Genomic DNA, 10,325 nt, shown 5'->3' on the forward strand with positions numbered 1-10,325 from the left:
CCTCGCGTTCGCCGACATCGGCTGCCTGCTCATCTGCTACCGCAGGCTGACCAAGGCCACCAACTGAGACGCGCCCTTAGTCTCAAGAGGTCGAGCCCCGGCGGCGGGCGCTGAGAGATGCGGTACCCCGAGGCGCGTCCGCGTCATAGGGGGAGGTTCGGCATCCGGTGTCCGGCGCCCAGACGGGCGCGGGTCCTGCGCGACGACCGACCGGGCCAGCCGATCAGGTGTTGCCGGTTCCGGGGCCCGAGATTGGGGAGCAGGGTGGGAGCAACCCGGTGCACTGAACGGCGCCCAACGGCGCGGAACAGCGCTCACCTGCACCCACCACCACCTGCGGATCCTCGTTTACGCAGGTCAGAGTGGGTGCGGCGTCCTGCTTCACACCAGAGTGCTCAACGGTTTTGTGCAGCAGTCGACAGCGTTCTATGTCGCCTGGCAGGGGAGTATGCACAGGTCACGGCGGTAAGGAGCTGCTGGATGACCTGGCCTTGCAAGTGGGAGCAGATTGGGTGCAGGCTGGCGAAGTGGTCACCGCGCCCGAAGTGCTCACCGAGGCCGGCAGAGCGGAGGGCTCTGACCTGCGATGATGCGGGCGAGCGGTCCGGCGTGACCTCCCAGAGAAGACCGAAGTGGTCAGCGTTGGCTGTGGCCTTTGGGTACGCTCTTCCAAACTGAAAGTGCCGACCCTGGATGAGGTCTACCATCGCCGCGTGCAAGACGACGACGGCAGCGGGCACATCTGGCGCGAAGAGGTGGCGAGCAGATCGCCGCTGGCTCACGACGCCCGGGCGCTCGGCCGGCTGATCGAGCACGACCACGACCCGCCCGAGATCGCGTACTACGAAGCGTTCGCGGACCCGGACGCGCAGGCGCTGGACGATGCGCAGCGGTCCTACGCCGGGCAATACCTCCGCAGGTCGCGGCGGCTTGACGAGCGACGCAAGCACGCCAGAAGCGACCGCGAGGAATGACGGCTGTACAGCCATCCGTACAGCCAAGCCGACCGACGAGCCCCGGAGGAAGCGGCAGCGGCCGACAAGCGGTGCGGGTCAGCGGCGAAGACCGACGCCGGCCGAGAGACGTCTTGATCTTTGCGAGGCAGGGGCCACATATGATCGGTGACCCGCGGCAAGGAGGTCAGATGGAGACATGGCGCTTCGCGGCCGCTGTCATGATGAGTCTGACCATGGGCCTCATCGGTGTCGCCTTGGCCACCAACTTCCGAGGCGTGACCGAGTGGCACATGCGCCGGTCGATGGCCACCGCGAGCGTGCTACGGCGAGTTCCGCCGTGGCGCTGGCTTCCGGATGCCCAGTACGACAAGCGTCTAGCGCGCTTCGTTCTGCTGGAACGGGTGATTGGCGTGATCTTCGCTGCGGCCGGCGTCATGTTCTTGATCGTTCTCGTCTACGGGGGCCTGTCCGGCGAGCCGATGCCGTCGAGCCGATGAGGAAGCCGCGGGCGTCCGGGCCTGCCACGCGAGCGGTCCGCATCTGGTCCGCAAGAGGTCCCCGGACAGCGGGGGAGTGGTGAGAGATGTCGAGACGTCTTTCCGCTGCTAGAAGACCATCCGTACAGCGTGCTGGGTCGCTTATTTGATCTCATAATCCCTCGGTCGCGGGTTCGAGTCCCGCCCGCCCCACCACGGAAAACCCCTGGTCAGCCGTGCTGACGGCGACCCGGACGAGCGGCGTCAGGCGGCCGGCAGCGGGCTACCAGTACCTGCCGCAGGCAGGCTCGAGCTTGCCGACCGCGCCCTCCAGGGCGCCGGTGTCGCTCGCGACGTTCACGAGCCCTTCCACATTGGCGGGCTCGATCGAGCGGATCTTGGTGTACTTCAGGCCCGCGGCCACGGCGAGCGCCCTGAAGTTGCTCCGCAGCGTGCGGTCGGTCTGCTCGGCGGCCACTCTGTTCGCCACCGCGTCGAGGTTGACCAGCCGGGTGATCGCCTCCGCCCGGGCGTTGACGATCTCGGCCTCCACGGTGGCGCTGGCGGCGACCCCGCCCAAGGTGATCAGCCCGGCGATGGCTTTCTCCAGCGGACCTTTGACGGCGGTGCAGGCCGCTTTGTTGCTCGCGGTGGCCGCTTGCGTGGCCTTCCTGGTCGTGGGCGCCGCCGTGGGGGCCGCCGGGGACCGGCGGGTCCCCGAGGACCGTGGCGTCGGCGCGGGTTCGGGTGCGCGGCTCGGTGTTACCGCCGGCGTCGTGGGCGTGGAGGTGGGCGACCCTGTGGAGGTACTCGCCTCCACGGCGGTAGGCGTGCCTGGCATCCCGGCGGCGCGGTCACACGCCGAGGCGGTGAGCAGCGTCGCGGCGACCGCCACGCAGAGCCAGAGTCGTCGTACCGTCACCGTCGCATCCCATCTCACGATCTTCGCGGAGCCGTGACGATACCTGGCCGACGCAGTGCCAACCATCAGCCGGCGCAGGACCGGCCGCCCGGCAATTGTCGAGTCCCACCTGAGGTTTGACGTTTCCGTCCCAGCTGATGGTTGACAAAGTGGTCTAGGGAAGATCCGGAAGGTTCATCGTAGACGGGCTTGGGGCTGGGTTAGGTTGATGTGATGCTCGACCGAGCGACGCGCTGGCCCGGTGTATTCGGTGAGGGTGAACCGGCGGTGGTCGTCGGTGGGGTGGGCGGTGACGGCGACGTTGCTTCCGTCTTCGAAGCGCAGCGTGAAGACGGGGTCTTGGTCGCAGAGGAACGCGAAGCCGTCGCGGTCCTCGACGGTGTCGGTGGTCAGGCGGCCGTGGGCGTCCCAGCCGGTGTCGCTGGCGGTGATCACGACGGCCACCTCGACACTGCCGAGAAGGGTCGAGGTGTTGGCCCACCAGTCCAGCCAGCAGCGGCCCTCGAAGCGGTCCATGTGCAGCTAGGAACGCACCGACCGGGCGGGGTGCCACCCAGCCGGACCCTGATCTGTGAAACATCTGGTGGGACGCGGAGTGCCACCGATTCCCAGCGAGGGACACCTCGCTAGCCCACCACCTGCTGAGGAGATCCGTTCCAGGCCACGCTTGTCGTTTCTCCTGGAAATTTGTGCCAAGCTTCTTGCTCATGCCGCATGCCCGGTTCTTCTTCGACGCGGGGTCTGGGGGTGTCCTGTGGCCAACCGGCTTACAGGACCAGCAGGCCTGGGGGTATCCGGTGCGCTTGGAGAAGCTGCCGATCAGCGCGGCACTGCGGGATGAGCTGACTCGGTTGGTCGAGTGGTACGACGCCTCACTGAACTGGGACTATCCGCCTGACCCAGGGCCGTGGCGCGAGCCGGAGTGCCTGGGCTTCAACGCGGCCGTGCGGCGGGCGCTCGACCAACTGCGCGCCGAACTCGGTGACCGGTGGGTGATCGCGGACGAATTCGAGGAGGAACACGAGGATCCGGACCTCGATCGATACCTCGCCGACCCAACCACCTTCCGGCGATGATCCGCACCGGCCCAGCAGCAGCGGTGCTGGCGGGGGCCCTGTCCGCCCTGCGGGAATCTGGGCTGTCCGGATAGTCGTACGCGGGTGGCATGCTGGCGGTTGTGACCCCGCTGACGATCATCAGCGCGAGCACGAGCTGTATGTCTCCGACGACCGCAGCAGGATCGCCACGGACGTAACGATCTGGATTGCCGGTCGTCCGGCATTCGCCCGGCAACGTGCGAACCGTCTCGAATCCGGATGAGTACCGACGGCGAGGACACTCAGGCGCAGCGCCCCGATGGCCTCGGTCGGTTCGCGGATCTGCCCGGATCAGCGTCCGAACTAGTAGTGCTTTGTTAGGTCGGCGTGCCGTTGAGTCGTCTGAGTGGTTCGGGGTAGTTCGATATTGCGGTGACCCCTGACGAGCTTTCCGTTGTGCGGCAACGGCTTGAGGCGTTCGCCGCGGACGTGTTCACCCCCATGGTGCGGTCGGATCAGCGGGCCAAGGGTGAGACGTATCTGCGGGGGCTGTTGCTGGATGGGCGGCGCAAGTCGATGCAGCCGATGGCGGATCGGCTCGGGGTGGATCATCAGGGGTTGCAGCAGTTCGTGACGACCTCGACGTGGGACACCACGGCGGTGCGGATGCGGCTGGCCCAGCGGGCGGTCGAGGTGGTCAAGCCGGTCGCGTGGGTGGTCGATGACACCGGCTTCCCGAAAGACGGCGAGAGTTCGCCGGGCGTGGCCAGGCAGTACTCCGGCACGTTGGGCAAGGTGGCGAACTGTCAGATCGGGGTGAGCGTCCACGCCGTCACCGACACCGCATCGTGCCCGGTGGACTGGCGGCTGTTTCTCCCGACGTCGTGGGACGACCGAGCTGTCGACGAGGCTGACCTGCTCGAGGTGGCCGCTCGCCGGGCTCGCTGCGGGATCCCCGAGGACGAGCGTCATCGCCCGAAGTGGGCTCTGGTCGTGGAGATGCTCGACGAACTGGCAGACCACGGCCTGCACCCACCGCTACTGGCTGCGGACGCCGGCTACGGCGACAACAGCCAGTTCCGCAGCGCCCTGGACCAGCGTGAGGTCGGCTACATCATACAGGTCAAAGGCGATGCCCTCGCCCACAAGCCAGACGTGCAACCGGTGCCGCGGGTGTGGTCCGGGTGTGGCCGCCCACCGACCCGCACCGACCCGCGCTACCCCAAAACCGCAGTCAGCCTGGTCGAACACGTCCGCGCCACCGGACGCGCCAACATCGAGACGATCACGTGGCGGGAAGGCTCGAAAGGCACGATGAGCTCCCAGTTCATCTTCCTGCGGGTACGCCCGGCAGGCCACCGCGTCGCCCGCGACGCCGACGGTCTCCTGCCCGAGCGATGGCTGATCGCCCAATGGCCCGACGACGAGGCCGAGCCAGTCAAGTACTGGCTGTCCAGCCTCCCCGAGGCGACCAGCCACACCGACCTGGTCCGCTACGGCAAGATCCGCTGGCGCATCGAACACGACTACCGCGAGCTGAAGACCGGCCTCGGCCTGGACCACTTCGAAGGCCGATCCTTCACCGGCTGGCACCGCCACGTCACCCTCGTCACCGCCGCGCACCTGTTCATCACCGAACTACGCCTGGACCCAAAAGCGGCTGCGCCGGCCTGACCCTCTACACCGTCATCCGCGAGCTGCAACGACTCCTCGCGACCTGGACCGGCGCCTGCATCACCTGCCACCAACCCGTGAAGCCCCTGCAACGCAACAAACGCCACCGAACCTAACAAAGCACTACTAGTCGCCGGGCAGGACGTACCACCAGCCGTCGGCGAGGGGCTGTCCGCCGGCCAGTCGAGCGGGTTCGCCGAACAGGTCGACGACCAGGTCTGGGCGCGGTGTGGCGTTGAGGTAGACGTATCCGCCGGCGTCGTCCGGGATGCCGACCCATTGGGGCAGGAATACCGCTGGTTTTCCGTCCTGGCTGCCGACGACCGCTGCGCGGCCGTTGGTGGACAGGTCCCGAAGGTGGCGGGGGAGCAGTTTCCCGTAGTAGTCGCGGGACGTGCCGATCTGGCCCTGTCGGACACCGTCGGCCACCTCGTCGAACGCCCAGCGATGCGTGACCCAGTATGACGCTGGATGGAACAGGCCCCAGTTGGTGAACCAGCCGCCGATGATCAGCAGGAGCGCCGCTGCACCAGCCGCCGCACGGCGTCCCGCGCGGGCGTTGTAGGCCAGGCGCACGGTTAGCGTGATGGCGACGAGCCACACCGCGAGCTCGAACGGCGGAATCAGGAACAGCAGGAGCGAGGCGTTCTGAAGGTTTGCCAGTTCGATCCAGGCGACCCCGAGCCACGCCACCAGAACCGGCGTCCACCCGCATCGCCGCACCGACTGCTTCGATACGGCGATGGCCATCCCCGCCTCCGACACACCAGCATCATGCCCGGAGCCCTGCCCGGGCGATATAAGGGGATGGGGGCAGACTGCCGCCACTGCTGACCTCGGGCAGTTCCCGCATTGCAGCATCGGGCCCTGCACCGCGTAGCCGGCATCCGCGTAGGCGTTGGACTGCCCGCCAGCGGCCGGGTCCGGCCGCCTCAGCTGCCGCCGGTTTCGCGGCCAGGGATTGGGGAGCAGGGTGGGAGCAACCGGGTGCACTGAACGGCATTGAACAGCGCCCGACGGCACTGAACGGCATTCAACTGCACCCACCACGACCTGCGGGTTTCTGTTTCCGCAGGTCAGAGTCGGTGCGGCGTCCTGCTTCACACGGAGTGCTCAACGGTTTTGCGCAGCAGTCGACGGCAATCTATGTCGCTTGGTAGGGGAGTGTGCGCAGGTCAGGGCGGTAAGGAGCAGCTGGATAACCTGGCCTTGCAAGTGGGAGCAGATTGGGTGCAGGTTGGCGAAGTGGTCACCGCGCCCGAAGTGCTCACCGACGCCGGCAGAGCGGAGTGGCTATGACCTGTGATGATGCGGGCGAGCGGTCCGGCGTGACCTCCGAGAGAACACCGAAGTGGTCAGGGCTAGCTGCTCGCCGCGTGGCTGGTGCCGGCGTTCGTTCTGCGGCCCGCTGTCGCCTGTTAGGAGTTCCTTGTCGCATCGACGCACGGCTCTGAGCGCCGTCGTGATGGCGCCGGTGTGGTTCCCGGGAGCTGAGACCCGAATCCCACCGGAAACCCTGTGAGCAGGGCTTCCTGAGCGGTGACCTCTTCGGCGAGCCCGAAAGCATCAGCGCCCCTGACTCCGCCTTACGGGCCGACTGCGTCCGCTCACGCCGATGGGCGGATACCTGGGCGCGACGCCCGCGTGGGTATTGATCGTTGGGCTTATATTCGCCCGTGTGGCGTTGGCGGGTTGGCGCAAATGGCTGCGGCGGGGAGCGCGGGAGGACGCACCGCTGCGCCGGGTCGGGGCGGTCGTCGATGAGGCGGTGGATCTGTTCCGCGCCGGCCGTTTCGACGACGCGGTGGAGACGGGTCGCCGGGCTGTGGAGATGTTGCATGACTTGGCAGCGCGGGACCGTGGCTCCGTTCTGCCCGTTCTCGTGTTGGCATGCGCCAACCTCTCCTACTACTTATCGAACGCTGGGCGGTCGGCGGAGGCGCTGGAGCGTGCCGAGGAGGCGGTCCGGCTGGCCCGGGAGCTTTACACCATCGACCGCCGCCATGAGGAGCAGCTTGCCGAGGCCCTTGGCGCACTCACCAGCCGGCTTATGAATTCGGGCCGGGCGCCGGAGGCGCTGGCTGTCGGCCGTGAGGCGTTGGCGCTGATGGAGGCATACCCTGACGTCCTGCTGTCCCGGCTGGTCGAGCCCTACGCGCTGGCGTTGGCGGCGACCGGTCACCCCGCCGAGGCGCTGCAAGTCAGCGACCGCGCCCTACGGTTGCAGCGCGGGCTGGCCGCGGATCAACCGGTCGGCTCGGAGATGCACAACGCCCTGGGGAGGGTCTTGAGCCTCCACGCCAACCGGCTGTTCGAGGCGGGGCGGTGGGAGGAGGCGGTCGAGGTCGGCGCCGAGACGGTCGCGCATTTCCGTGAGACGATGGCGCACAGCCGGCCACGGGGTCTCGTCTACTTGGTGATTGCCTTGAAGAACCAGGCGGTTTGCCTGGCCGCAGTACGACGACCGGCGGAGGCTCTGGCGGCGGCCGCGGAGGCGGTCGAACTGAGTCGTGAACTGGTCGCAGCCCAGCCCGAGGCGCATCATCCGCTGCTCGCCTCGTGCCTGGACACGTACGGCGGGCGGCTCGGTGACATGGACCGGAATGCGGAGGCCGTGGCCGCGACCGATGAGGCGGTTCAGCTGTATCGGAAACTGGCCGCTGTCGACCGGGGCGCCTACCTGTCGAGGCTGGCCGAGGCGGTGAGCAACCTTGGAGCCGTCACCGAGGATCGAACGGCCAGCCTCGCGCTCACGGCAGAAGCTGTGCAGATGCGCCGGGAGCTCGTTGCTGACAACCGGGCCGGGCACCTGCGCGATCTGGCACTGTCGCTGTCGAACCTGGCTAACGGGCTGTCCGGGTCCGGCCGGCTCGACGAGGCTCTGGTCGTCGGCGCAGAGACCCTCGAACTGCAGCGCGAGTTCGCGGCGGCGAACCGGCCCGCAATCCTGTCGCGACACGCAGAGATGCTGAGGCGACAGGCGGTACGGCTGGACGACGCGGGCCGCACGGTCGAGGCGCTGGCGCTCGGCGAGGAAGCTGTCGCAGTCGCTCGCGAGGCGGTCGCCGGCAACCGGGCAGCCAACCTAAAGATCTTGTCGTTTGCGCTCGAGGATCAGGCGGCACGGCTCGAGAATCTGCCCCGCCTCGGTGCACGGCAGGCGCGGCGGCACGGGGCCACGCCGAGCTACAGCAAGAAGAAGGCGCGCAATGCGCAGGTCATGGCGCGGGAGGCGGAGGAGTTGTGGGCGGAGTACCAACAAGGAAGTTCCGCCTCCGGCTGAGCGTTGGCACGGCGTCCGCTCAGCGGCTTCAGCCGGCTAGCATCACGCCACCACGCAAACAGAGCGATCCCACCGGCTACCTCGACCCAGCCTGGCCGGCCAGGGGTCGTAGATCCAAATAAAGAAGTAGCCGATGAGCGCATGGTAGAAGCGATGATCAAGGACAAACGACGATATATCGGCTTCAACGACGTGGCGCACAGCACCTCGTAGCGCGCTGTCCGGTAGTGAGTCGCATACCACCTCCACGGTAGACACCAGTTGAGGAGCTGACATTGAGCATTCCCGGGTGCGGTGTCAGGCGCCGTGGCGAATCGGATTGCTTGGTTCTCTTCGTGCCTGCCAGGATGCCCGCCATGTCGATCGCCGAGACCTCTGCTGAGGATGCCCTGGTCGCGCTGCACACGTCGCTCGATGAGCGGCGCCGACCAGAGGAGGTTGCGCATCTCGTGTTGCGGGTGGTGGGCGGCCAGTTAGGGCTCCGAGACCGGATGACGTTGGGGCGGGCGGCTCGCGCGGCATCACGCTGGAACGGGTGGAGTTCGATGCCAGCGGACTTCGCGCGGCCGGTCGGAGGTGCCCGTCAGATGGACGCCGCAGCGCGGCTGTTCGAGCTGCAGCTAGGCGGCATCGACCCGGACAATCCCGTTTCGCTGCTGGATTTCTCGGCCCGCCTGAGCGAATCGTTGGGTGCCGTCGATCCAGCCCGGCTGGACTTCCTGCGTGATCGGTTGAACCGGGAGGGCCGGGCCGCGGCCGGGATCGAGTTGTCGAAGCGGCAGTACAACCGGCGGTTCCGGGTGACGCAGCGACTGTTGGCGAAAGCCGACAGGTTGGCGGTCGAGCAGAACAAGCGGCATTTGACGATGGTCGCGCGGGCAGGGTTCGCGGCGAGCATCGAGCGGGATGCGTTTCTGGCAGATCCGTGGGCGGGGTGCTTCGTGGCGTATCTAACCGCCAAACGCAAGTTGCGGCGAGAGTTCACGCTGTCAGGGCGGGACAACCCGTACGACGACATTGCCGACCTGCTGTTCAAGCACTGCACCGCCAACCCGGCGACCGACTGGTGGATGATCGCGCAGGCCCACCCGACGCCGACTGTGCTCGCCCGGCTGACCGACGCGCAGCGTGGTGAGCTGCTGGGCCGGTGGTGGGCGACGATGCGCCAGGTCGCGTGTTTACTCAAGCGGGTATGGGCGGCCAGCGAGTTCGACCAGGCCATCATGATCGTAAGGCGGGGTAACGACTCGTCGACGTGGAACCTCTTGTGCGGGGCGTACAACGCCGCGCGGGCCGCCTGGATCGCCGCGCTCGACGCCTCCGGCAGCCTTGGACTGCTGCAGACGTCCTGCCCAGGCAAGGCGATGATGCTGATCGCGGCGGACCTGGCGGCGTGGCACCGGTCGGCCGGCGGCGGCCTGCACCCCGACGTGGGCGTGTGGGCTCGGCTGCCGCTGCCGTGGGACGTGCTCGACGGCACCGCCGGCTGCACCCGTACGGATGTGGAGGCGGCATGCGCCGATGGTGGCGTCGACCCGGTCAAGTCGGGTTGGGTAGGGCCCAAGACACCCGCGGCCACCGGCGTGTTCCGGCCCACGCCCGAGTTGCTACATGGGGTATCGATCGCGGACCCGCTGTGGGCGTCGATGCTGCGGGCCGATGGCGCGTTTTCCGGAAAAATGCTCAAGGGCGGCTTGGAGCCGTCGCCGATCCCGCGGGACGTCGTGATCAGCGAGCTGCCGGAACGGGGTGGACATGTCAAGCCGTGATCGGGCAGCATGATCGCGCCCGTCGTAGCTCAGTGGAAGAGCGCCCGGCTCTGGTCCGAGTGGACGCTGGTTCGAGCCCAGCCGGCGAGGCCTGTGGAGATCCGTTGTAGCTCAGTGGTAGAGCACCCGGCTAGGCCGTGTTTGGTAAGGGGTCGGCGGGTGGTGAGGTGCCGGCGTGGCGGTGATCGATAAAGGCTGAGGTCTCCGG

10 protein-coding genes are annotated in these 10,325 nt (G+C 67.7%); 7 read left to right on the forward strand and 3 right to left on the reverse strand.

The window, feature by feature from the left end; translation table 11 throughout:
* The first annotated feature begins 740 nt into the window (after positions 1 to 740).
* Both B0E53_RS27675 and B0E53_RS27680 read left to right on the forward strand, forming a co-directional pair.
* The gene (locus B0E53_RS27675) at positions 741 to 974 is read left to right on the forward strand and encodes a hypothetical protein (RefSeq protein WP_348639678.1); all 234 of its coding nucleotides are present in this window, start codon (positions 741 to 743) and stop codon (positions 972 to 974) included.
* A 170-nt stretch (positions 975 to 1,144) separates the two neighbouring features.
* Positions 1,145 to 1,453: a hypothetical protein gene (locus B0E53_RS27680; protein ID WP_107078710.1), complete on the forward strand. Its 309-nt coding sequence runs from the start codon at positions 1,145 to 1,147 to the stop codon at positions 1,451 to 1,453.
* Positions 1,454 to 1,715: 262 nt separating this feature from the next.
* Here the strand turns inward: B0E53_RS27680 and B0E53_RS39720 are convergent, their stop codons facing one another.
* Positions 1,716 to 1,985 carry a hypothetical protein gene (locus B0E53_RS39720; protein ID WP_246835624.1) on the reverse strand — a complete coding sequence of 90 codons (270 nt, stop codon included), beginning with the start codon at positions 1,983 to 1,985 and terminating at the stop codon, positions 1,716 to 1,718.
* 1 nt (position 1,986) lies between these two features.
* Here B0E53_RS39720 and B0E53_RS39725 point away from each other — a divergent pair, with 1 nt between their 5' ends.
* Positions 1,987 to 2,391 (forward strand): hypothetical protein, encoded by a 405-nt coding sequence (locus B0E53_RS39725; RefSeq protein ID WP_246835625.1) that lies wholly within the window; start codon positions 1,987 to 1,989, stop codon positions 2,389 to 2,391.
* A gap of 137 nt (positions 2,392 to 2,528) precedes the next feature.
* On the opposite strand, the gene B0E53_RS27690 is transcribed toward B0E53_RS39725, so the two are convergent.
* Positions 2,529 to 2,870: a hypothetical protein gene (locus B0E53_RS27690; RefSeq protein WP_107078712.1), complete on the reverse strand. Its 342-nt coding sequence runs from the start codon at positions 2,868 to 2,870 to the stop codon at positions 2,529 to 2,531.
* Between the two features lie 287 nt (positions 2,871 to 3,157).
* On the opposite strand from B0E53_RS27690, the gene B0E53_RS27695 reads away from it, so the two are divergent.
* Positions 3,158 to 3,430, forward strand: coding sequence for a hypothetical protein (locus tag B0E53_RS27695; protein WP_210406236.1), 273 nt, complete (start codon positions 3,158 to 3,160; stop codon positions 3,428 to 3,430).
* Between the two features lie 462 nt (positions 3,431 to 3,892).
* Positions 3,893 to 5,065: an IS701 family transposase gene (locus B0E53_RS27700; protein WP_246835627.1), complete on the forward strand. Its 1,173-nt coding sequence runs from the start codon at positions 3,893 to 3,895 to the stop codon at positions 5,063 to 5,065.
* A gap of 126 nt (positions 5,066 to 5,191) precedes the next feature.
* Here B0E53_RS27700 and B0E53_RS27705 read toward each other — a convergent pair whose 3' ends face one another.
* Complete coding sequence (locus tag B0E53_RS27705) at positions 5,192 to 5,815, reverse strand: hypothetical protein (protein ID WP_146167790.1); 624 nt, start codon at positions 5,813 to 5,815, stop codon at positions 5,192 to 5,194.
* A gap of 865 nt (positions 5,816 to 6,680) precedes the next feature.
* Here B0E53_RS27705 and B0E53_RS27710 point away from each other — a divergent pair.
* Together B0E53_RS27710 and B0E53_RS27715 are read left to right on the forward strand one after the other, a co-directional pair.
* Entirely contained in the window at positions 6,681 to 8,348 is a 1,668-nt protein-coding gene (locus B0E53_RS27710; RefSeq protein ID WP_107078715.1) for a tetratricopeptide repeat protein, read from the forward strand.
* A 356-nt stretch (positions 8,349 to 8,704) separates the two neighbouring features.
* Entirely contained in the window at positions 8,705 to 10,117 is a 1,413-nt protein-coding gene (locus tag B0E53_RS27715; RefSeq protein WP_246835626.1) for a hypothetical protein, read from the forward strand.
* The last annotated feature ends 208 nt before the right edge of the window (positions 10,118 to 10,325 follow it).

Source organism: Micromonospora sp. MH33 (assembly GCF_003013775.1).
In the GTDB taxonomy this organism is placed as follows: Bacteria; Actinomycetota; Actinomycetes; order Mycobacteriales; family Micromonosporaceae; genus Micromonospora; species Micromonospora fulviviridis.